20 protein-coding genes are annotated in these 23,227 nt (G+C 73.4%); 14 read left to right on the top strand and 6 right to left on the bottom strand.

The annotated features are described in order from the left end of the window. The first annotated feature begins 143 nt into the window (after positions 1-143). The 7 genes from O7618_RS21045 to O7618_RS21015 all read left to right on the top strand — a co-directional run bounded on the left by O7618_RS21045 (position 144) and on the right by O7618_RS21015 (position 8,681). Positions 144-1,217 (top strand): BMP family ABC transporter substrate-binding protein, encoded by a 1,074-nt coding sequence (locus O7618_RS21045; RefSeq protein ID WP_278110100.1) that lies wholly within the window; start codon positions 144-146, stop codon positions 1,215-1,217. Between the two features lie 202 nt (positions 1,218-1,419). Beyond that, positions 1,420-3,030: an ABC transporter ATP-binding protein gene (locus O7618_RS21040; protein WP_278110099.1), complete on the top strand. Its 1,611-nt coding sequence runs from the start codon at positions 1,420-1,422 to the stop codon at positions 3,028-3,030. Next, positions 3,027-4,385 (top strand): ABC transporter permease, encoded by a 1,359-nt coding sequence (locus O7618_RS21035; protein ID WP_278107838.1) that lies wholly within the window; start codon positions 3,027-3,029, stop codon positions 4,383-4,385. Before O7618_RS21040 ends, O7618_RS21035 begins: the two co-directional genes overlap by 4 nt. A gap of 2 nt (positions 4,386-4,387) precedes the next feature. Next, complete coding sequence (locus tag O7618_RS21030; protein ID WP_278107837.1) at positions 4,388-5,668, top strand: ABC transporter permease; 1,281 nt, start codon at positions 4,388-4,390, stop codon at positions 5,666-5,668. Between the two features lie 95 nt (positions 5,669-5,763). Continuing rightward, positions 5,764-6,477: a cytidine deaminase gene (locus O7618_RS21025; protein WP_278107835.1), complete on the top strand. Its 714-nt coding sequence runs from the start codon at positions 5,764-5,766 to the stop codon at positions 6,475-6,477. Positions 6,478-6,620: 143 nt separating this feature from the next. Next, positions 6,621-7,901 carry a thymidine phosphorylase gene (locus O7618_RS21020; protein ID WP_278107834.1) on the top strand — a complete coding sequence of 427 codons (1,281 nt, stop codon included), beginning with the start codon at positions 6,621-6,623 and terminating at the stop codon, positions 7,899-7,901. Positions 7,902-8,000: 99 nt separating this feature from the next. Beyond that, on the top strand, positions 8,001-8,681 hold the full coding sequence (locus O7618_RS21015) for a DUF4272 domain-containing protein (protein ID WP_278107833.1): 681 nt from the start codon (positions 8,001-8,003) through the stop codon (positions 8,679-8,681). Here the strand turns inward: O7618_RS21015 and O7618_RS21010 are convergent. Continuing rightward, positions 8,678-9,529 (bottom strand): putative RNA methyltransferase, encoded by an 852-nt coding sequence (locus tag O7618_RS21010; RefSeq protein WP_278110098.1) that lies wholly within the window; start codon positions 9,527-9,529, stop codon positions 8,678-8,680. The genes O7618_RS21015 and O7618_RS21010 overlap by 4 nt on opposite strands. 64 nt (positions 9,530-9,593) lie before the next feature. On the opposite strand from O7618_RS21010, the gene O7618_RS21005 reads away from it, so the two are divergent. Together O7618_RS21005 and O7618_RS21000 are read left to right on the top strand one after the other, a co-directional pair. Then, entirely contained in the window at positions 9,594-10,013 is a 420-nt protein-coding gene (locus O7618_RS21005; RefSeq protein ID WP_278107832.1) for a PPOX class F420-dependent oxidoreductase, read from the top strand. A 47-nt stretch (positions 10,014-10,060) separates the two neighbouring features. Beyond that, on the top strand, positions 10,061-11,137 hold the full coding sequence (locus O7618_RS21000) for an adenosine deaminase (protein ID WP_278107831.1): 1,077 nt from the start codon (positions 10,061-10,063) through the stop codon (positions 11,135-11,137). Here the strand turns inward: O7618_RS21000 and O7618_RS20995 are convergent, their stop codons facing one another. Then, complete coding sequence (locus tag O7618_RS20995; protein WP_278107830.1) at positions 11,138-11,575, bottom strand: ATP-binding protein; 438 nt, start codon at positions 11,573-11,575, stop codon at positions 11,138-11,140. 360 nt (positions 11,576-11,935) lie between these two features. On the opposite strand from O7618_RS20995, the gene O7618_RS20990 reads away from it, so the two are divergent. From O7618_RS20990 to O7618_RS20975, 4 genes are all read left to right on the top strand, one after another. Then, a complete protein-coding gene (locus O7618_RS20990) occupies positions 11,936-15,652 on the top strand; it encodes a nitrate- and nitrite sensing domain-containing protein (protein ID WP_278107829.1) in 3,717 nt (1,238 codons plus the stop codon). Then, on the top strand, positions 15,649-16,053 hold the full coding sequence (locus O7618_RS20985; protein ID WP_013283992.1) for a roadblock/LC7 domain-containing protein: 405 nt from the start codon (positions 15,649-15,651) through the stop codon (positions 16,051-16,053). Before O7618_RS20990 ends, O7618_RS20985 begins: the two co-directional genes overlap by 4 nt. Positions 16,054-16,153: 100 nt before the next feature. Continuing rightward, entirely contained in the window at positions 16,154-16,531 is a 378-nt protein-coding gene (locus tag O7618_RS20980) for a DUF742 domain-containing protein (RefSeq protein ID WP_278110097.1), read from the top strand. Position 16,532: 1 nt separating this feature from the next. Next, on the top strand, positions 16,533-17,126 hold the full coding sequence (locus tag O7618_RS20975) for an ATP/GTP-binding protein (RefSeq protein WP_091061022.1): 594 nt from the start codon (positions 16,533-16,535) through the stop codon (positions 17,124-17,126). A gap of 117 nt (positions 17,127-17,243) precedes the next feature. Here O7618_RS20975 and O7618_RS20970 read toward each other — a convergent pair whose 3' ends face one another. The 3 genes from O7618_RS20970 to O7618_RS20960 all read right to left on the bottom strand — a co-directional run bounded on the left by O7618_RS20970 (position 17,244) and on the right by O7618_RS20960 (position 22,024). Next, complete coding sequence (locus O7618_RS20970; RefSeq protein ID WP_278107828.1) at positions 17,244-18,467, bottom strand: ABC transporter substrate-binding protein; 1,224 nt, start codon at positions 18,465-18,467, stop codon at positions 17,244-17,246. Between the two features lie 125 nt (positions 18,468-18,592). Then, positions 18,593-20,989, bottom strand: a complete 2,397-nt coding sequence (locus O7618_RS20965; RefSeq protein ID WP_278107827.1) for a transposase — start codon at positions 20,987-20,989, stop codon at positions 18,593-18,595. A 63-nt stretch (positions 20,990-21,052) separates the two neighbouring features. Next, on the bottom strand, positions 21,053-22,024 hold the full coding sequence (locus tag O7618_RS20960; protein WP_278107826.1) for a DNA primase: 972 nt from the start codon (positions 22,022-22,024) through the stop codon (positions 21,053-21,055). Positions 22,025-22,140: 116 nt separating this feature from the next. On the opposite strand from O7618_RS20960, the gene O7618_RS20955 reads away from it, so the two are divergent. Beyond that, entirely contained in the window at positions 22,141-22,482 is a 342-nt protein-coding gene (locus tag O7618_RS20955; RefSeq protein WP_278107825.1) for a helix-turn-helix transcriptional regulator, read from the top strand. Positions 22,483-22,490: 8 nt separating this feature from the next. On the opposite strand, the gene O7618_RS20950 is transcribed toward O7618_RS20955, so the two are convergent. Continuing rightward, positions 22,491-23,183 carry a permease prefix domain 1-containing protein gene (locus tag O7618_RS20950; RefSeq protein ID WP_278107824.1) on the bottom strand — a complete coding sequence of 231 codons (693 nt, stop codon included), beginning with the start codon at positions 23,181-23,183 and terminating at the stop codon, positions 22,491-22,493. Positions 23,184-23,227 lie beyond the last annotated feature (44 nt).

Raw genomic sequence — 23,227 nt, 5'->3', positions numbered from 1 at the left:
GTCGGCCGGTGGGTGGGCGCGGGCGTACGCTCCCGTCCGTAACGTGGGACGCCGGCGGCACACCGCAGGCCGGCGCAAGGGCATGCGTACCGCGCACGACGCGGGCGCAATGGGAAGGAGACGTCTTGCGCTCTGTGCGTGGGATGCGGATCGCCTCCGCCTTCGTGGCGGGTGGCCTCGTGCTGGGCGCCGCCGCGTGTGGTGAGGCTCCGGACGACGACAACAACAACGCCGGCGGCACTGGCGGCAAGAAGTACAGCGCCTGCATGGTGACCGACGTCGGTGGCATCGACGACAAGTCCTTCAACACCTCGGCCTGGAAGGGCCTCCAGGAGGCGAAGAAGGAGAACGACAACATCGACATCAAGAACGTCCAGTCGAAGGCCGAGGCGGACTACGAGGTCAACCTCAAGGGCTTCGTCGACCAGAAGTGCGACTTCATCCTGGCCGTCGGCGGCCTGATGCAGGACGCCACCAAGGCGGCCGCCACCGCGAACCCGAACCAGCAGTTCGCGATCGTGGACGCGAACCCGGGCGTGGCGAACGTCTACCCGATGCAGTTCGACACCGCGCAGGCCGCGTTCCAGGCCGGCTACCTGGCCGCCGGGATGAGCAAGAGCGGCAAGGTGGGCACCTACGGCGGCCTGCCGATCCCGCCGGTCACCATCTTCATGGACGGCTTCGCCGACGGGGTGGCGTACTACAACAAGGCCAAGACCAAGAACGTCTCGGTCCTCGGCTGGGACAAGGCCACCCAGAAGGGCTCCTTCACCAACGACTTCGTCAAGCAGGACGAGGGCAAGAAGGTCTCCGACGCGCTGGTCGCCCAGGGCGCCGACATCATCATGCCGGTCGCCGGCGGCGCCGGCCTCGGCACCACCGCCGCGGCCAAGGCCTCGGGCGGCAAGTACTCGGTCATCTGGGTCGACGTCGACGGCTGCGAGAGCACCCCGGACTGCTCGGCGATCATGACCACGGTCGTCAAGAACATCCCGGAGGCCGTCAAGGAGGCCGTGGTGAAGGCCGCCGGTGGTGAGAAGCTCCAGTCCACCCCGGGCTTCGTGGGCACGCTGGCGAACACCGGTGTCTCCATCGCGCCGTACCACGACTTCGACAGCAAGGTCCCGGCGGACCTGAAGGCCGAGGTCGACAAGATCAAGACGGACATCGCCGCCGGCACCATCACGGTCACCTCGAAGGCCCAGCCGACCAAGTGACCGCCCCGCCGGCCGCCGCGGTGAGAGCATCGGCAGCGGGGCCGGCGAGCACCAGGTAGCACGATCCGGCCGTCCCGGGCGTACGGGTTCCGACCCCACGCCCGGGGCGGCCGGTCACCTTCATCCCCCACACCCCCACCCGACGCGGTGGCGGCGCGGCAGTGGCTACGCTGCACCATCGCTTGCACTCCAGGAGGTTGCGCTGAGACTCGAACTGCGCGGCATCACCAAACGGTTCGGTGATCTGGTCGCCAACGACCACATCGATCTCACGGTGGAGCCTGGAGAGATCCACGCCCTGCTCGGCGAGAACGGCGCCGGCAAGTCGACCCTGATGAACGTGCTCTACGGCCTCTACCAGCCGGACGAGGGCGAGATCCTGGTCGACGGCAAGCCGCTGAAGCTGAGGGGACCGTCGGACGCGATCGCCGCCGGGATCGGGATGGTGCACCAGCACTTCATGCTGGTGCCGGTCTTCACCGTGGCCGAGAACGTGATGCTCGGCGCCGAACAGGTCAAGCTGCCCTTCGCCGGCCTGCTGGACCGCCGTCGGGCCCGACGCGAGGTCGCCGAGGTCTCCGAGCGGTACAACCTGCGGGTCGACCCGGACGCGGTGATCGAGGACCTGCCGGTCGGCATCCAACAGCGGGTGGAGATCGTCAAGGCGCTCACCCGCGACGTCGACCTGCTGATCCTCGACGAGCCGACCGCCGTGCTCACCCCGCAGGAGACCGACGAGCTGCTGACGGTCATGCGGTCGCTCAAGGCCGCCGGCAAGTCGATCGTGTTCATCACCCACAAGCTGGGCGAGGTGAAGGCGATCGCGGACCGGATCACCGTGATCCGGCGCGGGAAGACCGTCGGCACCGCCGAGCCGAGCGCCAGCCGGGACGAGTTGGCCGCGCTGATGGTCGGCCGAAACGTCCGGCTGACCGTGGACAAGCAGCCGGCCACCCCGGGCCGGCCGATCCTGGAGGTCGCCGGCCTGGTCGTCGACGACGACCGGCAGGTACGCGCGGTCGACGGCGTCGACCTGACCGTGCACGCCGGTGAGGTGCTCGGCGTCGCGGGCGTGCAGGGCAACGGCCAGACCGAGCTGATCGAGGCGATCATGGGCCTGCGCCCGGTGCTCGCCGGCACGATCAGCCTGGACGGCGAGGCGACGGCTGGTTGGTCGACGAAGAAGGTGCTGCGCGCCGGCGTCGGCTACGTGCCGGAGGACCGCAGCGTCGACGGCCTGGTCAAGGAGTTCTCCGTGGCGGAGAACCTGGTGCTGGACATCTACGACCGACCGCCGTTCGGCAGGGGGCTGTCGTTGAAGCCGAACGCGATCGCGGAGTCGGCGAAGGAGCGGATCGAGCAGTTCGACGTCCGCACCTCGTCGGCCGACGCGGCGGTCGGCACGCTCTCCGGCGGCAACCAGCAGAAGGTGATCGTGGCCCGGGAGCTGTCCCGGCCGCTGAAGCTCTTCATCGCCGCCCAGCCCACGCGGGGCGTGGACGTCGGCTCGATCGAGTTCATCCACAGCCGGGTCGTCCGCGAGCGGGACGCCGGCACCGCGGTCATGGTGGTCTCCAGCGAGCTGGACGAGGTGATCGGCCTGGCCGACCGGATCGCGGTGATGTACCGCGGCCGGGTCATCGGCGTCGTCGGCCCGGACACGCCCCGCGAGGAGATCGGCTTGCTGATGGCCGGCATCACCCCGGACACCGCGGCCCCGACCGCGAACGAGAGCAGCGCCGCCGCGACCGCGGACGAGGGCAGCGCCGCCGCCCCGGCCCCCGAGGGCCCTGGCAACGAGGACGAGGCATGACGAACCCGAACCCGGCGTCGGGCTCCCCGGACAAGGAGCCGGCGACCGAGGCGCAGGAAGCGCGCAGCGAGGCCCGCGCGACGCCGACCGCGCCGTCCGGCGACACCGAGCGGGCGGTCGCCACCACCGCGCCGAAGCAGCCGCCGGCCGAGGGGCCCCGGCCCAGCCTGGGTCGGCTGTTCCTGGAAAACCTCTGGGCGGCCAACACGGTCACCGTGACCGTGCTCGCGGTCGTGCTGGCGATGCTCGTCGGCGCGGTGCTGATCATCGTCTCCGACCCGGACGTGCTGGCTACCTACGGCTACATCACGGCCCGCCCGGCGGACGCGTTCAACGCGAGCTGGACCGTGGTCAGCGAGGCGTACGCGAACCTGTTCAAGGGCGCGGTCTTCGACCCGGACGCGGTCGGCTTCACCGCCGCGATGGGGCCGATCTCGGAGACGCTCACCTACACCGCGCCGCTGGTCTTCACCGGCCTGTCGGTGGCGCTGGCCTTCCGCGGCGGCCTGTTCAACATCGGCGCCCAGGGCCAGGCGACCATCGGTGTCATCCTGGCCGCGGTCGCCGGCTTCGCGCTGCCGCTGCCGCCGGGGGTGCACCTGCTGGTGGCGCTGCTCGCCGGCGCGCTGGGCGGCGCGCTCTGGGGCTTCATCCCGGGCATCCTCAAGGCCCGCACCGGCGCCCACGAGGTGATCAACACGATCATGCTCAACTACGTGGCGATCTACTTCCTGTCCTGGATCATCGTGCAGGGCGGGGTGCAGAACCCCGACCGCGCCGACGCGATCAGCAAGCCGGTCGAGTCCTCCGCGCAGCTACCCCGGCTGCTCGGCGACAACCTGCGAGTGCACGCCGGCATCCTGCTCGCGGTGCTGGCCACCTGGTTCATCGCCTGGCTCCTCAACCGCTCCACGCTCGGCTTCGAGCTGCGCGCGGTGGGCGCCAACCCGGACGCCGCGCGGACCGCCGGCATCAGCGTCACCAAGACGTACGTGCTGGTGATGGTGATCGCGGGTCTGCTGGCCGGTCTCGGCGGCTCGAACATGGTGCTCGGCTCCACCGCCGACGCGCTGACCCCGCTGGTGATCGCGCAGATCGGGTTCGACGGCATCCTGGTGGCCCTGCTCGGTCGGGTGAAGCCGTGGGGCGTGCTGCTGGCCGCGCTGCTGTTCGGCGCGCTCCAGGCCGGCGGCAACCGGATGCAGTCGTACTCCGGGATCTCGCTGGAGTTGGTCACCGTGCTCCAGGCGCTCATCGTCATCTTCATCGCCGCGCCCGCCCTGGTGAAGGCGATCTTCCAGCTCCGGGCGGCCCGCGCCGCCCGGCTGCAGACGAGCCTCGCGAAGGGCTGGTGAGCATGTCCACCACGGCTGTCCCCGACGTCGCGGTCACCGCGGTCGACGAGGGTTTCTGGACGCGGGCCCGCAAGGCGGGCGCCGTCCTGCTGACGCTGGGCGTGCTCGCGGCGGTGCTGTTCGGCGCGCTCGCCACCGACCAGCAGGCGCGTTTCACGCTCAGCGAGACCGAGGGCGGCGCCGCCCTGGAGATCAACGGCACGGTCGGCGCGATCCTGTTCGGGGTCATCGCCGCCGCGGCCGGGGCCGCGCTGCTGGCCGGCGTGCCGAAGCGCTGGTTCACCCTGCTGCTCGGCGCCGGGCTGGTCGCCTTCGTGCTGAGCTTCCTGTGCTGGCAGGTCTCCGCCGCCCCGGCGGGGCGCAACTTCATGCCGCTGGTCAACGTGCTGCGCGGCACGTTCGTCCTGGCGCTGCCGCTGATCTTCGGCGCGCTGGCCGGTGTGCTCTGCGAGCGGTCCGGCGTGGTCAACGTGGCGATCGAGGGCCAGTTGCTGATGGGCGCCTTCTCCGGCGCGCTGTTCGGCAGCATCTCCGGCAGCGTCTGGGTGGGTCTGGTGGCCGCCGCGATCGGTGGCGCGTTCATCTCGCTGCTGCTGGCCGTGTTCGCCATCCGCTACCTGGTCGACCAGGTGGTCATGGGCATCGTGCTCAACCTGCTGGCGGTCGGCATCACCGGCTTCCTCTACGAGCGGCTGATGCAGACCGACGCGGCGAAATACAACAGCGCGCCGCGGTTCAGCAACTGGGAGATCCCGCTGCTGAAGGACATCCCGCTGCTCGGTCCGGCGCTGTTCCGCGGCAACATCTTCCTCTACCTCGGCCTGCTGCTGGTGCTGGTCATCCACCTGGCGCTGTTCCGCACGCGGTGGGGCCTGCGGACCCGGTCGGTGGGTGAGCACCCGACCGCCGCCGACACGCTCGGCGTGAAGGTGCTGCGGCTGCGCTACCGCAACGTGATCATGGCCGGTCTGGTGGCCGGCGTCGGCGGGGCGTCGTACACGCTGGCGCTCTACTCGTTCACCAAGAACATGATCGGCGGCAAGGGCTTCATCGCGCTGGCCGCGCTGATCTTCGGCCGGTGGAGTCCGACCGGCGCGCTGCTCGCGGCGCTCTTCTTCGGCTTCGCCGACCAGCTCGCCACCTACCTGGGGGCGATCGGCAGCGGCATCCCGAGCCAGTTCCTGGCGATGCTGCCCTACCTGGCGACGATCCTGGCGGTGGCCGGGCTGGTCGGCCGGGTCCGGGCGCCGGCCGCCGACGGCAAGCCGTACATCAAGGGCTGATCGCCGCGCGCGACGCACCGTGCCCGGCGGGGACGACCCGCCGGGCATCGTCGTCTCCGGCCGCGCCCGCGACCGATCGGCGTGAATTGGGCAGAATGGGAGTCGTGATGGAGATCGACTGGGAGCGGCTGCGGGCCGCCGCCACCGAGGTCATGCGGCACGCCTACGTGCCGTACTCGAAGTTCCCGGTCGGGGCAGCGGCCCTGGTCGACGACGGCCGCGTGGTGGTCGGCTGCAACGTGGAGAACGCCGCGTACGGCGTGGTGCTCTGCGCCGAGTGCGGCGTGGTCTCCTCGCTGCACGCCACCGGCGGGGGCCGGATCGTGGCGCTGTCCTGCGTCGACGCGACCGGCGAGCCGCTGATGCCGTGCGGCCGGTGCCGGCAGTTGCTCTGGGAGCAGGGCGGCCCGGAATGCCTGATCGAGGCGAAGGACCGCCCGCTGCGGATGGCCGAGCTGCTGCCGCACGCGTTCGACGTGGCCGACATCGAGGCGGTGACCGGCGAGCACCCGGTGCCCGTGGTGCCGGACCGACTGGCCGCCTGGCGGGGGCGGGGCACCGTGTTCGTGCACCCCGACCTCTCGGCCGGGCAGCAGGTCTGGACGGCCTACTGGGAGCGATCGGCCGGCGACACCGAGGGCGCCGAGACCGGTGTGCTGGAAGAGGGCCCGACCTGGGACGATTCGGTCGGGGCGATCGAGTGGGGGTTGGCGCGGACGCCGCGCGTGGTGGTGGTGGACGCGTCCGGTGCGATCTTCTGGGCCGGTGAGGGCGAGCCTCCGCTGGAGATCCCGGTTCGGTGGGGTTGAGCCAGGGGCCCGGGCCGACCGTGCCCGGCTCCGGGCGGTCAGGCTTGATCCCTGCGCCGGTCACGGTCGGCCCAGGCCCGACGTGGTCGCCGTCCGTACGTGCGTGGGGCGCGACATCGCAAACTACTGATGGGAACTCAAAGGTGAGTGCTTTCACGGCGGTCGACGTCATCCGGGCCAAGCGGGACGGGGGTGTGCTGAGCGACGGGCAGATCGACTGGGTGGTCGACGCGTACACCGAGGGGTTGGTGGCCGACGAGCAGATGTCGGCGCTGGCCATGGCGATCCTGCTGCGCGGCATGACCGGCCCGGAGATCGCCCGGTGGACCGCCGCGATGGTCGCCAGCGGCGAGCGGTTGGACCTGTCGCCGGTGGCCCGCCCGACCGTCGACAAGCACTCCACCGGCGGCGTCGGTGACAAGATCACCCTGCCGTTGACCCCGCTGGTCGCCGCGTGCGGGGCGGCCGTGCCGCAGCTCTCCGGCCGGGGCCTGGGCCACACCGGCGGCACGCTCGACAAGCTGGAGTCCATCCCGGGCTGGCGGGCGGCGCTGTCCAACGACGAGTTCATCGCCCAACTCCGCGACGTCGGCGCGGTCATCTGCGCGGCCGGCGACGGACTCGCCCCGGCCGACCGCAAGCTGTACGCGCTGCGCGACGTCACCGGCACCGTCGAGGCGATCCCGCTGATCGCCAGCTCGATCATGAGCAAGAAGATCGCCGAGGGCACCGGGGCGCTGGTGCTCGACGTGAAGGTCGGCTCCGGCGCGTTCATGAAGAACGTCGACGACGCCCGCGAGCTGGCCCGCACCATGGTCGAGCTGGGCGGCTCGCACGGGGTGCGCACGGTCGCCCTGCTCACCGACATGTCCACCCCGCTCGGCCTGGCCGTCGGCAACGCGGTCGAGGTCACCGAGTCGGTGGAGGTGCTGGCCGGCGGCGGCCCGGCCGACGTGGTGGAGCTGACGCTGGCGCTGGCCCGGGAGATGCTCGACGCGGCCGGCCTGCCGGACGCCGACCCGGCCGCCGCGCTGCGCGACGGGCGGGCCATGGACTCGTGGCGCGCGATGATCCGGGCGCAGGGCGGCGACCCGGACGCCCCGATGCCCACCGCGAACGAGGTGGAGCTGGTCACCGCGACCGAGGACGGCTGGGTGGCCGAGGTGGACGCGTACGCGATCGGGGTCGCCGCCTGGCGCCTCGGTGCGGGCCGGGCCCGCAAGGAGGACCCGGTCAGCGTCCCGGCCGGCGTGGTGCTGCACAAGCGCCCGGGCGACGCGGTGCGTGTGGGAGACCCGCTGTTCGAGCTGCGCGCCGAGCACGCCGAGCGGATCCCGGCCGCGTTGGCGCAGGCGCGCGAGGCGATCCGGGTGGCGCCGGCGGCCCCGACCACGACGCCGCTGGTGATCGAACGGATCGGGTGACCGCCGGGCCATGGTGCCGGCCCGGTCGGAGCCGCTATCCTCGCAGGCCAGGGGGACCGACCGGCATCGAGCCGAGGCGAGCAGACAGGGACTGAGGCGTTGCGCGTATCCGCTCCCGACCCCCGGGCCGTCCGTGAGGCGAGCCTCGACGAGTTGTCCCGGCTGGGTCTTCCGCTGCCGCCGCCGCAGTTCCCGCTGGTCTGGGAGCCGGGCGACGAGATCGAGTTGCGCCCCACGCCGGAGATCGAGGCGCGGATCGCGGTGCTGCACCTGATCCTGGCCCGCTGCTTCGGCATGCCGCCGCAGGCCGCGATGAGCTGGCTGCTGGAGTCGCACCTGGTGGAGATGCTCACCCCGCCGGAGTGGCAGTTCGTGATGGGCGGCCGGGGCGACCACAGGTCGTTCGTACTGCATCACGACGCGCTCTTCTCGCTGGCCTGGGTGCTCGGCCTGAGCAAGCAGCTCGACCCGACCGTGCCCGTCGACGAGCGGCTCGTCGAGCGGATGCCGAACCTGGTCACGGGGGAGACGTTCCCCCAGTGGCGGGCCCGGATCCTGGCCGCCCCGCAACATCCCGCCGACGCTGCCGCGCTGCTCGACCTGCACTACTGCCTGGACTGGGCCTACCTGGAGACCGAGCGGGCCGGGCAGGCGCTGCCCGGGCTGGTGGACGCGAACGCGATCGGGCAGCGCCGGTGGGCGCTGGAGTGGGCGGTGGTGCTACGCGGGCCGTACCACGACGAGCCGCCGGGCTGGGAAGAGGTCGACCTCTCCACCTAACGCGGGCGGTGCGTGCCGAGCCGGACGGCGAGTGTGACCGGGGTCGGCTCGGGCAGCGCGGCGATCCGCGCGGCGAGCCGCTCCGGATCCGCGTGCCAGGCGCTGGGCCCCATCCCGACGAGCGTGCCGACCTCGGCGCGGGTCAGTGCCAGCCGGGCCCGGTGCTCGGTGGCGGACTCCGCCACGAAGTGGGCGCCCAGGCTGCCGGCGACCCGGTCGGCCTTGGCCGGGTCCACCCGCAGCAGGTCCAGGGCCTCGACCAGCTCGCCCAGGTGCTCGGTGGTCGGGCTGACCACCAGCAGCGCGCCGGCCGGGTCGAGGACCCGGTGGAACTCCGGGCCGTTGCGCGGCGCGAAGACGTTCAGCAGCACGCGCACGGATCGGTCGGCCAGCGGCAGCCGCTGCCAGGTGTCGGCGAGCGCGGCGGCGGCGCGCGGGTGGGCGCGGGCGGCGCGGCGCAGCGCCGGCTTGGAGACGTCCAGGGCCAGGCCGGCGGCGTCCGGCAGCGCCGCCAGCACCGCGGCGAGATAGTGCCCGGTCCCGGCGCCGGGCTCCACCACCAGGGGGTACGGATCCCCGGTCCCGACCCGGCTCGCGGCGGCGGCCAGCGCGTCGGCGAGCCTGTCGTAGTGGCCGGCGGCCAGGAAGTTGGCCCGGGCGGCGACCATCTCCGCGCTGTCCCCGGCGTGCGGGGCCCGGCCGGCGAGCAGGTTGACGTATCCCTGGCGGGCGGTGTCGAAGCTGTGCCCGCGCGCGCAGCGCAGCGCGCGGGTGGTGCCGGCGGTGGCCTCGGCCAGCGGCTCGTCGCAGACCGGGCAGCGCAGCCGGGTCAGCACCGACGGGAGCAGAGCGGGATCGGCCACGCCGAAGATCCTATTCCGGCGGCCGGTCGGGTGGATCTAGATTGGTGCCATGGCAACCGGCGAGCGACTGTGGGAGCTGTTCGGCGAGCGTGGGCGCGGTGTGCTGGTCACGCTGCGCCGGGACGGCCGCCCGCAGCTGTCCAACCTCGACTACCTGGCCGAACCGGGCCTGATCCGCTGCTCCACCACGGGTGACCGGGCCAAGGTGCGCAACCTGCGCCGCGACCCCCGGGCCAGCTTCCACGTGACCACCGCCGACGGCGGGGCGTACGCGGTGGCCGAGGGCACTGTCACGCTCACCCCGCCGGCCGCCGCCGCCGACGACCCGACCGTCGACGAGCTGGTCGAGGTCTACCGGCGGATCCGCGGCGAACACCCGGACTGGGCGGACTACCGGGCGGCGATGGTGGCCGACGGTCGCCTGGTGCTGCGGCTGGCGGTCGAGCGGGTGTACGGCTGGCGTCCCTGAAGCCGGTCCGCTGCCCGGCCGACACCGCCGGTGACTAGGGTCTGGGCATGGTCGCAATCTCGTACGAGGACATCGTCAAGGTCCCGAAGGCGCTGCTGCACGATCACCTCGACGGCGGCCTGCGGCCCGCGACGATCGTCGAGCTGGCCGCCGAGGCCGGCCACGAACTGCCCACCACCGATCCCGACGCGCTCGGTCGCTGGTTCGCCGAGGCGGCGAACTCCGGTTCGCTGGAGCGCTACCTGGAGACGTTCGCACACACCGTGGCGGTGATGCAGACCGCGGGCGCGTTGCGCCGGGTCGCCCGGGAGTGCGCGCTGGACCTGGCCGCCGACGGCGTCGTCTACGCCGAGGTCCGGTTCGCCCCCGAGCAGCATCTGGAGCGGAACCTGACCCTGGACGAGGTGGTCGAGGCGGTGGTCACCGGGTTCCGGGAGGGCAGCGCGCTGGCCGGCGAGGCGGGTACGCCGATCCGGGTCGGCACCCTGCTCACCGCGATGCGGCACGCCGCCCGGTCGCAGGAGATCGCCGAACTGGCGGTGCGGCACCGGGACACCGGCGTGGTCGGCTTCGACATCGCGGGCGCCGAGGCCGGCTTCCCGCCCACCCGGCACCTGGACGCGTTCGAATACCTCCAGCGGGAGAACTTCCACTTCACCATCCACGCCGGCGAGGCGTTCGGGCTGCCGTCGATCTGGCAGGCGATCCAGTGGTGCGGCGCGGACCGCCTCGGCCACGGCGTCCGGATCGTCGACGACATCACCCCGGGCAACCCGCCCGCGCTGGGCCGGTTGGCCGCGTACGTGCGGGACAAGCGCATCCCGCTGGAGCTGTGCCCGTCGTCGAACGTGCAGACCGGCGCGGCGGCGTCGATCGCCGACCACCCGATCGGGCTGCTGCGCGACCTGCGGTTCCGGGTGACGGTGAACACCGACAACCGGCTGATGAGCGGCACCTCGATGTCGCGGGAGATGGCGCTGCTGGTGGAGTCCTTCGGCTACGGCTGGAAGGAACTCCAGTGGTTCACCATCAACGCGATGAAGAGCGCCTTCATCCCGTTCGACGAGCGCCTGCGGATCATCGACGAGGTGATCAAGCCGGCGTACGCGAAGCTGATCGGCTGATCACCGCCGACGCGGGTGGCCGGCGAGCAGGGCGGCCACCCCGCGCAGCACCTCGCCGGCCCGGGCGGCCTCGGCGCCGAGCCCGGTCTGGCGACGCAGCACGGCCGGCTCGGTCCGCAGCAGGGTGAGACCGCGCCGGACGAGCACCCGCGGCGCCTTGCGTTGTTCGGCGAGGTCGCGGGCGAGCCGGCGGAGGAAGGTCGCGCCGCGCGGGCGGCGCAGCGCGTACGCCCCGGCGAGCAGGCCGCGGCGCCGGCACTCGGCGACGATCTCCGCGGCGAAGATCCCTTCGGCGACGAAGAATGGCGATCCGTCGACGTCGAATGGCCGGGTGGCCACCCTCCGGTCCGCGCCGATCGCATAAACCGGCACTTCGGCCTTGCCCTCCTGGGCCAGTCGGGCAATGGTTTCCACCGCCGTGTCCGCGTCCCAGGACAACGGGGACTCCCAGTCGACCTGTCCGTTCCGGCGGGGACACGTAGGGTCATCGCCGTCCTTGTAGAAGTCGTCCAGACACAGCACCGGAAGCCCGGTTCGCTGTGCTACGTACGACTTTCCCGAGCCGGAGGGGCCGGCGAGGAGGACGACACGGTGCGGACGTTCCATTACCTTCAGTGACTCCGACCAGACGGATTGCTATCAAATTGCATCAACATCTCATCACACCTCCGGTGAGGGACAACCTGGGCTTTCTCTTTGCGGGGCGGCGTGATGGAATCTCGGAGGTCCGACCCGCCGGGTCGGTCGCTCGGCGTTGCCCTCAGGTGACGTCGGACGCGGTTTTGCGAGGGCGGTGACGTGAGCAAACGGCCAACGACGGCGGGCTCCTTCCTGTCGCGGCTGAGCCGGCCGGCGAGCCGGCTGCGCGACATGCCGATCTGGTCCAAGCTCGGTCTGATCATGATCGTGCCGACCATCGCCACGGTCGTGGTGGGCACCAGCGGTCTGGTCGAGAACCTGGAGACACTCAACAGTGCCAACCGGGCCGGCGACCTGGCCAGCCTGATCGGCTACTCGGGTGACCTGGCCGACACGATGCAGGACGAGCGGGCCGGTTCGGTGCTCTTCCTCGGCGCCAAGGAGATCCAGACCCGGGCGCAGTACCAGGAGGCCTTCAACCGGGCCAACCAGCGGGTCGACCAGGCGAAGACGCCCTACCTGCGGCAGCGCGGCGAGCTCAACGACCTGCCACGCAACTTCGAGGCCCGGCTGAACGAGATCGACGACCAGCTCGAGGACCTGCCGGCCACCCGCAGCCAGGTGCTGAACGGCAAGCTGAAGATCGACGACGCCAAGAAGGTGTACGACAGCCTGATCGACGACCTGCTGTCGATCCGCGACTCGACCACCCAGCTCGCCGGCGACAACGACCTGAGCGACCGGATGCGCGCCGCCGCCGCGGTGGCCCGGCAGAAGGAATACCTGGCCCAACGCCGGGTGGTCGTGCACCAGGCGCTCACCCAGGGGCAGTACAGTCCCGCGCTGCGCGAGCAGTTCATCGCCAGCGGCACCGCCCAGGACCAGGCGCTCGCAACCTTCCGGTCGGTCGCCACCCCGGCCGACTCCGAGTTCTTCGACCGGACCGTCGAGGGTCCGGACCTGCGCAAGGCGGAAAACCTCTCCGGCTTCATGCGGGCCAACAACAGCGGCTCCATGCGGGGCGCGCCGTTCGGTCCGGACCAGTGGGACCAGGCCATGGTGGGCAACGCCAAGCTGATCCGCGCGGTCGAGTCCCGGCTCGACGGCAACGTGGTCCGGCAGGCCGACGAGCTGCGCTCGGACACCCAACGCCAGGTGTTCCTCACGACCGGCCTGCTGCTCACCATGCTGCTGCTGGCCATCCTCTTCGCCTACCTGGTCGCCCGCTCGATGGCCCGCTCGCTGCGCGACCTGCGCCAGGGCGCCCTCTCGGTGGCCCAGTACGGCCTGCCGCAGGCGGTCGCCCGGCTGCGCGACCCGCAGGTGACCGGCCAGCTCTCCCCGGTGCAGCTCGCCAACCAGATCGCCGAGCCGCTGCCGGTGCGCAGCAAGGACGAGTTCGGCCAGGTGACCGAGGCGTTCAACGCCGTCCACCTGGAGGCGGTCCGGACCGCGGCCGAGCAGGCCGCGCTGCGCGCGTCCGTCGCGACCATGTTCGTCAACCTGGCCCGCCGTTCGCAAATCCTGGTCGACCGCCTGATCGGTCACCTCGACCGGCTGGAGCGTGGCGAGGAGGACCCGGACCGCCTGGCCGAGCTGTTCCAGCTCGACCACCTGGCCACCCGGATGCGCCGGAACGACGAGAACCTGCTGGTCCTCGCCGGGGCGGACTCCACCCGGGTGCAGCGCGAGCCGGCCGCCCTGATCGACGTGCTGCGCGCCGCCCAGTCCGAGGTCGAGCACTACACCCGGATCGAGTTCGGCGTCATCGACCGGGACATCGAGGTCGCCGCGCACGCGGTCAACGACCTGGTGCACCTGGTCGCCGAGCTGTTCGACAACGCCACCGCGTTCTCCCCGCCGGACTCGCACGTCATGGTGGAGGCCCGCCGGGTCGGCGACCGCGCCTCGCTCTACGTGGAGGACCGCGGCATCGGCATCAGCGCCGACCAGCTCCACGACCTGAACGAGCGACTCGCCACGCCGCCCCAGGTGGACGTGGCGGTCTCCCGGATGATGGGCCTCGTCGTGGTCGCCCGGTTGGCGGCCCGGCACGGCGTCAAGGTCGAGCTGCGGCCCGCCGCCGACCGGGGCACCGTCGCCGACGTCACGCTGCCCACCACGGTCCTGGTGCCGCGCGCGCTCGCCGGGCGCGGGCAGCCGGCACCGGCGCTCCCGGCCGCCGGCCCGCAGCAGGGCGGCCCCGCGCCGGCCTTCGGCACCCCCGCGCCGGCCTTCGGCGCCGGCCCGGCACCGGCCTTCGGCGCGCTGGCCGCCCTCGGCAACGGCCCGCACAACCCGCCGCCGGCACCGCACCCCGGCGCCTCCGGCAACCAGGTCACGCTCGGCGGCCGGTCCTTCGACCCGGGCCACCGCAACGGCGCCGGCACCCCGGCCAACGCCGGTCGCGCCATGCCGGCCTGGTCCGACCTGACCGGGGCCAACGCGAGCGCCGGCGACGGCTACCCGCCCCGGCCCTCGAACGGCCAGTCGATCGATCCGCTGCCCCAGCGACGCAACCCGGGCGACGGCGACCCGGCCGTCAGCGGCCAGCAGCCGGCGATCCCGCGGCAGCTCCCCAGCAGCCCCGAGGCGCGGCCCTACAGCCCGCCCCCGGTCTCCGCGCCGCCGGTCCCGCCGGTGTCCGCGCCGCCGCTGCCGCCGGTCTCCGGCGCGCCGGCCGCCGGCCACCCGTTCGCCGGCCGTCCCGTGTCGGCCGCCCCGGTCTCCGGCCACCCGGTCTCGGGCGACCCGTACCAGGGCGACCCCTACTCGGGCCGACCGGCCGCCGGCGACGCGTACTCCGGCCGTCCGGTGTCGGCGGCGCCGGTCTCGGGGAACCCGCTGCCGACCCGTCCGGTGTCCGCCGCTCCGGTCTCCGGCACCCCGCTGCCGACCCGGCCGGTCTCCGCGGCACCGGTCTCCGGCCCGATGGCCGACCCGGTCTCCGCGCCGCCGGCCGACCAGCCGCCGTCGCGCCCGGCGCCCGCGCCGCACGTGGGCGCGCCGCCGGTCTGGCCGCCGGTCGCCGCCCCGGTCCCGGCTCCGGCCACCTCGGAGCGACAGACCAGCGGCATGGACATGACCACCGAGCTGCCCCGGGTCCCGCGGTCCGAGACCCCGTCCGCCGCCGAGCGGCAGCCCGCCGCCCCGCCGCCGGCCCCCGCGCCGCGGCAGGTCGCGCCGCAGCAGGCCGGCAACCGCCAGCGGTACGCGGACGAGACGATGGAGCTGCCGATCTTCCGGGAGCTCGAGTCCGCCTGGTTCCGCACCCGCCGGCCGGGGCCGAACGAGGAGGCCGCGACGCCCGCCCCGGCGGCCCCGGCGAACGGTGCCGCGACCCAGCAGTTCGCCAAGGTGGACACCGCCGGCCGACCCGTGCCGCAGCCGACACCCGCAACGACAGGTAACGCACCGATGGCACAGACCCCGACGGCCGGCGGAACACCGCGGGACAACCGGGCGGCGAACGGGAACGGCCGTCCCGCGTACACCGGGGGGTTGCCCACCCGGCAGCCGGCGGCGCCGCAGCAGTCGTCGCCGTGGCAGACCGCGGCGGACGACGGGTGGCGTGCCGCCTCGGCGGCCACCGAGGTGCCGGTCGCGGAGACCACCCAGAAGGGCCTGCCGAAGCGGACGCCGATGGCGCAGCTCGTGCCGGGCAGCATCGACAAGCCGTCACCGGCGGTGCAGCGGCGGACGCCGGAGGCCGTCCGGGGTCTGCTCTCGGCCTACCATCGGGGTGTCCAGCGGGGCCGTAACCACCCGACCGACAGCAACACGACCGGCCCGGAGGGCACTCCGGGCGGGCAGCAGTCCTCGCAGTCTGGCTCAGGCCCGGTGGCCGGGAGCGGGCAGAAGGAGCAACAAGGATGACTACTACGCAGGATCTCGGATGGCTGCTCGCCAACTTCGCCGACCGGGTGCCCGGCGTGGCGCACGCGGTCGCGGTCTCGGCCGACGGCCTGCTTCTCGCCTCGTCGCGTGACCTTCCGCGGGACCGCGCCGACCAGCTTGCGGCGATCGCATCCGGCCTGGTCAGCCTGACCCAGGGCGCGGCGCGCTGCTTCGAGGGCGGGGCGGTGCTGCAGACAGTCGTCGAGATGGACAACGGTTTCCTGTTCCTGATGTCCATCTCCGACGGCTCGTCGTTCGCGGTGCTCGCGGCGCGCAGCTGCGACGTGGGCCAGGTCGGGTACGAGATGGCCCTGCTCGTCGACCGGGTGGGCGACGCCCTGACGCCACAGCCGCGTACGGCTGTGGGGATGATGGGCTGAATGACGCGCTGGCCGGTGGGTCAGGAGCGGGAACGACAACGACAGCGACGGGTGTCACCGGGGCGAGCCGGTGTCGGGTACGAGGGAGGTGAGCGGCGACATGGCGGATCGTGACGAACCGACCGGAGCGTTGGTCCGGCCGTACGCCGTGACCCGTGGTCGTACCCGCCCCCGGCTCGACATCGCCCTGGAGGCGCTCGTCGAGACGACGGTGCGCGGCCGTGCGGTGGCCACTGGCAACAGTGGCCAGGGCCGTGAACACCAGTACATAGCCGCGTTGTGTGACGGACGTGTGCAGTCGCTCGCCGAGATCGCGGCGCGGATGCAGCTCCCGCTCGGCGTGGCCCGGGTGCTCATCGCCGACATGGCGACGGATGGCCTGGTCGCGGTCCACGAGCCGACCATTCTGGACGACTCCGACGACGCGGTGGGCACTGAATTGCTGGAGAGGGTGCTGAGTGGACTTCGCAGGCTCTGACATGTCGCACCGGCCGCCGGTGCCGAGCGGACGCGTGACGTCGGCGAAGATCGTTATCGCCGGTGGTTTCGGCGTCGGCAAGACGACGCTGGTCGGCTCGGTCTCGGAGATCACGCCGCTGACCACGGAGGCGATCATGACCTCCGCCGGCGTGGGCGTCGACGACACCCGGCAGGTGCCGGGCAAGACGACGACCACGGTGGCGATGGACTTCGGTCGTATCTCGATCGACCGTGACCTGATCCTGTACCTCTTCGGTACGCCGGGTCAGACGCGGTTCTGGTTCATGTGGGACGAGTTGGTCCGGGGAGCGATCGGCGCGGTGGTGATGGTCGACACCCGTCGGCTCGCCGACTGCTTCGCCGCCATCGACTTCTTCGAGCACCGGCGGCTGCCGTACCTGGTGGCCATCAACTGCTTCGACGGCATGCAGTACCACGACCCGCAGGACGTCCGGGACGCGTTGGCGATCTCCCGCGACGTGCCGGTGGTGCCCTGCGACGCCCGTAACCGGGAGTCGACGAAGCACGTGCTGATCTCGCTGGTCGAGTACGTGCTCACCATGCGGCGCTCGCGGGCCGTCGCGCCCGCCTGACCGACACGCGGAAGCGCCCGGCGGCCTTGGGCCACCGGGCGCTTCCTGCTGTCCGTCGCCGGACCTGTCGCCACCCCTCGGCCGGACCGTGCGGCGAGGACGGTCCGGCCGGGACGGTCAGGCGTACCGGGACCAGCCGCCCTGGATCACCCGGTAGACGCCGAGCGAGTCGGCCTCCATGCCCCCGTGTCGATTCGCCGTGAACGCGTACCCACCCGCGATGCCCTCGCTCATCTGGGTCTGCAGGAACGCCCGCAGCCGGCCCCGGTCGAGGCTCGTCGCCTTCCGGGCCGCCGCGGCGAGGAGTTGCAGCGCGTCCGCCGCGTAGGGGGCGAAGCCGACCGACGTGCCGTGCTTCCGGGTGTAGCGGTAGTCGAAGTCCCGCCGGGCCACCAGCGCTCCGCTGGTGGCCATGAGCGCGGAACCGCCGAGGCAGGCCGGGTGCACCGCGTACGCACCCTCGACGGCCTTCGCGTTGGCGTCGCTCAACGTGTCGTCGACGACCGCGCCGGCGTCGAAGAAGAGAGCCCCCCGGTGGCCGGCGCGGCGCAACTCCCGCGCCGCGGTGCCGGAGTCGGGTGCGGTGCCCCACACGATGACGGCGTCCGGGTTTCCGGCGCTGGCCCGCTCCGCGGCGGCGCGGAAGCTCCGCCCGCCGGCCGGTAGGCGCACCGTGCGTCCCAGGTCCACGGTGCTGCTGGCGAACGCCTCCCGGAGCGCCCGCACGCCGGAGTCGCCGTGCGGGCCGTCCTCGGCCAGCAGGGACACCCGGCCGACGCGCTGCGATTCGAGCAGGTCCACCATCCGGCGAGCCATGTCAGCGGCGTCCGGGGTGAGCTTGAAGCTGAAGGTGCGTTCGGACAGCGGCTGCACGAGGCGGTCGGAGAAGCCCAGCGCGAGGAACGGCGTCTTGACCCGCTGGGCGGTCACCGCGATGGCCGTGGCGGTGTCGCCGAGGACGCCACCGACCAGCGCGTGCGCCCCGGCGCCGGTCAACTCGGCGGCGTGCCGGCCGGCGACCCCCGGGTCGCTGCCGTTGTCCCGGATCTCCAGCCGGACCGACCGGAGCACGTTCCCGACCGGGATCCCGGACCGGTTCAGCGTCTCCGCGGTGATCTCCAGCGCGCGCCCTTGCACCACACCGAGCGCCGCGCCCCGGCCACTCAGTTCCAGGCTGACGCCGACGACCAGAGTCTGGTCACCGGGCGCGCTGCTGCTGCTGGCACCGTCGTCGGGCCGCTGACCCTGCGGCCCGCAACCCGCGAGCAGCAGACTGCCGGCCGCGGCCGCGAGGACGCCCCGCCGGGTGAGCACGGTGGAGTCGAATGCCGGTGTCGCCAATGGAGTCGCCTTCCCACCACGGCGAACGCGCGCCGCCGCTGGTCCGCCGGGTATGTTCCCGGCCGGCCGGACCCGGCGTCAAATTATCCGGGTGTGGGCAGGAACACCAGGTGGTGCGGCAGGCGTCAGGACCGGTAGCCCGCCGAGCGGTATTCGTATTCCCGCTCGTCGTCGCGGTCGCCGGTGTCGCGGCTGAAGTCCCAGCCACCGGCCGCCTCCCGACCGGGTCGACCGCCGACCGCGAAGCCGCCGATCTCCTGACCGCGCCGCCAACCCCGGAAGTAGCCGGTGGTGTTCTCAGCGAGGCTGGCCGCGTTGCGGACGATCCGCAGTGGACGCTCCTCGCGCAGCGGGGAACCCGGCACCAGGTTGGCCTGCGGCACCCGCTTGGGCAGGCCCGCCTTCGTCTCCGCGCCGATCGCCGGGCGGGCCGCCTGCTCGGCGGCCTGCCAGCCGGTGTCGGCGGTGGAGGCCCACTCCAGGTCGGCCTCGTCGCCGTGCCCGACGAACCAGGCGGACTTGGCCTGCGCGAAGATCAGCAGGTCGCCGTCGCCCTCGTCGGAGACCGGCGGGGGCCGGTGCTCCTTCGGCGCCGGCCGCCGCTCCAGCGGCGCGGGCATCTCGACGCGGGGCGCCGTCCGGGCCGCGTCGCCCCGGTCGACGAGCCGCAGCGGCGGTGTCTCCAGGCCCGGGTCGGTCGGCCGGTCCAGTTCGGAGCGCAGCGCCCGGTCGGCCAGCGGCGGCGGCTCGACCAGCCGCAGCATCGGCGGCTCCGGCGGCAGGTCGTCGGCGAGCCACGGCGGGGTGACCCGACCCGGGTCGCTCGGCGCGTCCACGCCCCGCCCGTACGGGTAGGCGGGCGCCTCTCGCTCGCGGTCGACCTGGTCGTCGCCGTTGTTGACGAGCGGCCAGTTGGCCCGGGAGCCCGGCGGTGCGGGCTCCGGTGCGGACGGTCGGGGGCTCGGCACCGGGATGCTCAGGTCGGTGGCACTGAACCCGCCGGTCGGCGGCTCCGCCGGAGTGGTCTCCGGGCGCGGCGGGATGACCGTGCGCTGCCGCTCGGCCCGCGCCTTGTTGATCGCGGCGGTGGTCAGCGTCGGACGGAACGGTTCGCCGGCCTCGGCCGGCGGCACCGCACCGCGCTGGGACGGGGCGATCGGGGTGATGCCGGGCGGTGGCGGGGGCGGCGCGGAGACCGGCCGGTTGGTCGGCCCGTCGACCCGTGAGGGCAGCGGGGCGCCGGTCGGCTCGGGACGGCTCGGGGGCGCGGACATCGGCCGGCCCAGCGCCGCGGCCGGGGCGACCGGGGTCACCGGGGCCGGGGCGACCGGCGGCGGCGCGACCGGGGCGGGCGCCACCGGCGGCGGGCCGAGCGGTCGGGGCGTGCTCGGGGTGGCCGGACCGGAGACCGGCTCCGGGCGGCTGCGCCGACCGCCGGGGACCGGCTCGGGACGGCTGCGCCGGCCCGCCGGCTCGGTGGCGTCGGGCTCCGGCTCGGGACGGCTGCGTCGGCCGACCGGCTCGACGGTCGGCTCGGGCTGGGCCGGCCGCACCGGCCGCAGACCGGCGGGTGCGGCGGTCAGCTCGTCGACCGGCTCGCCGCGACGGGCGGCGGCCCGGCGGCCCGCGGCCGGGGCGGGCGTGGCCCGTTCGGCCAACGCGCCGACAAGCGCGTCGCAGCCGGCGTCGCAGGCCCGGACGGATGCGACGGCCTGCCGCACGGTCTCGGCGACGGCGGCGGTGAGCACCCGGCTGACGGTGGCTCGTCGGGGCGTCTCGGAGATGGCGACGCGCAGCGCGGTCACCGCCTCGGTGACGGTGTCGGTGTCCGCCAGGCCCTCGGCGGCCACCTGCGCGGTAACCGCGTCGGTGGCCGCGCCGATCTCCCGGCCACGGCCGGCGCCGGTCAGCATGCTCGGCTCGGGCAGCGCGTCGAGCACCGCGAGGGCGACCGGCTCGGCCGGGTCGGGGTAGGCCCGCAGCGCGGCCGGGTAGAGCTCGCGGAGCACCTCGCGCAGCGTCACCGCCGCCGAGTGCCGCCCGCTGGCCAGTGCCGCGTGCGCGGACAGGACCTGCTTGTAGCCGGCGAGGTCGCGCGGCGCGGGGAGGCTCACCGCGGAGAGCGCGCCGGCCTGGAGCGCCCGGGCGAGGCCGACCGCGCGGCGCTCGGCGGGCGGGGACTGCATCTCCTCCAGGGAGTCGTCGTCGGCGAAGCGCTCGGCGAAGTCGTCCACCGAGTCGTCGTCCGCGATCGCGAGCGGCCGGCCGGCGGCGCTGAGCAGCGAGGTGACGGTGTGGTCGTCGCTGTCCGCGGCGATGGCCGCCCCGCTCGGCCCACCGGACCGCTCCACCAGCAGCGCGACCAGCCGGGCATAGCCGGCGGGCTCGTCACCGATCTCACAGACGTGCAGAAGACGGCCTGCGTCGTCGACCACAGCGGACGTCAGCGTCGTTCCGGCCGAAGCCGTTCGGTCGGCCGGATCTGCCGAGGCCAGACCGCAGTACACGCGCACGAGCGCCACGGCGTCGTCCTCCTCCCGGACACAGGTCTTGTTCTGCCAGAGACTGATGCTCCCCGCTCCGGGTCAGTCGCGCCAGTCCACAACCGCAGAGATCTTGCCGACAATGGTGCGCCAACCCAAACTTGCGGTTTGTGCCCCGATTTTCTTCAACCGGCGGCGACCGAGGAAACCACCGACTCCGCCGTTGACGGAAGCACGCAGCGCCTCGTCCAGATCGTCCAGGCTGGAGCCGGCCGAGAGCATGTCGAGCACGGCCGGTAGGCGCAGGGCGTACGCCAGGTCACGGGCGATCTCCCCGGCCTCGATCAGGAGTGCGGGATCCCACGCGTCGTGCCCGCCGCGCAGGTTCTCCACCACCAGGTCGAGCTCGTAGGTGTCCTCGTCCAGAGGGGCGATGTCGGCCGGTTCCAACCGTTCGGACAGTTCATTCCAACTGTCCAGCTGGGACAAATCGTTGGGCGCACCGGAACGGATGAAAGTGACGAGTGACTCCGGCGTCTTGAACAGCAGCAGCCGGCCCCGGTGGGTGAGGAAGACCGGCACCTCCTCGTCGCCCGCGGCATCGTCGTCGTCCGCGTCGTCCGCGTCGTCCGCGTCGTCCGCGTCGTCGTCGTCGGCCATGCCGCGGCGGGTCGCGGCGCGCTTCCCGTCCTTCTCCTCGTCCTCGTCCTCGTCGTCGTTGAGGGCGGCGAACTCCTCGTCGAGGATCACCACCTCCTCGTCGTCCTCGGCCTCGACGACCTGGCGTCGGGCCAGGAAGGGGTCGTCCAGGTCGCGCTCGGCGACATCGGTCGGGGTCAGCTCGCGCGCCGGCCGATAGGCCCGCAGCGTGTAGCCGGTGCCGGCGGGCAGGGCGATCTCCACCGGGTCGATCCGCACCTCGTCCCAGAGTGCGCGGTCCGCCGCCGGGCGGTCGACCTCGACCTCGTCTGCTGCGGCCGGCGTCTCGGTGTCGTCGAGCTCGGGCTCGTCGGCGTCGGGCCGTTGGGGCGACTGGCGGGCCACGCTGACCTCCGTGTGCGTTCGGGTGCCCACCCGGCGGCGTCGCGCCGCCGAGTGACTCTGCGCACATACCCTAGTGGGCGAGCGGTTCCGGTTGGGAGCCGCACCCCGGTGGCGTCCCGAAGCCCCGACAAGTAGGCTTTCTACACATGAAGGCGCAGGCGCTGCACGGACACCTCGACGCGCTGCTGCTGGCCGTGCTGGAGCAGGGCTCGCGGCACGGCTACGCGATCATCGAGGCGTTGCGGGCGCGCAGCGGCGGCACGCTCGACCTGCCCACCGGCACGATCTATCCGGCGCTGCGCCGGCTGGAACGGGCCGGCCTGGTGGCCAGCACCTGGAGCACGGTCAACGGCCGGGAGCGGCGAACCTACCGGCTCACCGACGCCGGTGGCCGGGCGCTCGCCGGGGAACGGGCCGGCTGGCGCGAGTTCAGCGCCACCGTCGGCCGCTTCCTCGGCACGGACGAGCCGCCGACGGCACCGGCCTGATCCGTTCCTCACCGGCGGGCCAGCCGCGGGCCGCGCGCGCTCAGCAGCCACCAGCGGGCCGAGCGGGCCAGGGCGAACCACGCCGCCGACACCACCACCACCCCGATGATCATCGGGGGCCAGGTCAGCGCGGCGTCCCACAGCCGGACCGACCAGCCGAACAACGCGGCGCCGGCGAGCGCGCCGACCAGCAGCCCGCCGGTCAGCCCGAAGCCGACCACGCGGGCCGACCGGAGAACGCCCGGGGAGCCCCGCCGGGCGGCCAGCGCGCCGAGCAGCAGCCCGGCCAGCGCCAACCCGCCGACCGAGGCCCAGATGCCGTTCAGCGCGGCGGAGAGCAGCAGATAGCCCGCCGGCGGCCGCGGTCCGGCGCTCCAGCTCGACCCCTGCCAGGTCAGGTCGCCGGCGGCGATGAGCACCCCCGCCACCGCCAGCGTGCGCAGCGCCAGCCCGCGCAACGCGCCGGCGGCCAGCTCGGCCTGGAAACCGGGCGCGAGCTGGGCGACGCTGCCGAACTCGGCCACCGCCCGCCGCTCCGCCTCCGGCTGCGGCAGGCCACTGCCCCGGTACGCCTCGGCGGCGTCCTCGAGCGCGTGCCGCGCCTCGGTCAGCAGGTCGGCCTTGAGCCGGGTCGGCCCGTGCAGCCACCCGGACAACTCGCGCAGCCGGCCCTCGACCCGCGCCTCCTGATCCACGCGCATGGCACCAGCCTGCCACCGCCGGGCCACGGGCCGCGTCCGGGAAT

This window comes from Micromonospora sp. WMMD980, from assembly GCF_029626035.1.
In the GTDB taxonomy this organism is placed as follows: Bacteria; Actinomycetota; Actinomycetes; order Mycobacteriales; family Micromonosporaceae; genus Micromonospora.
Note: the sequence above shows the minus strand (reverse complement) of the source record. Positions and strands in the feature narration are given on the sequence as shown.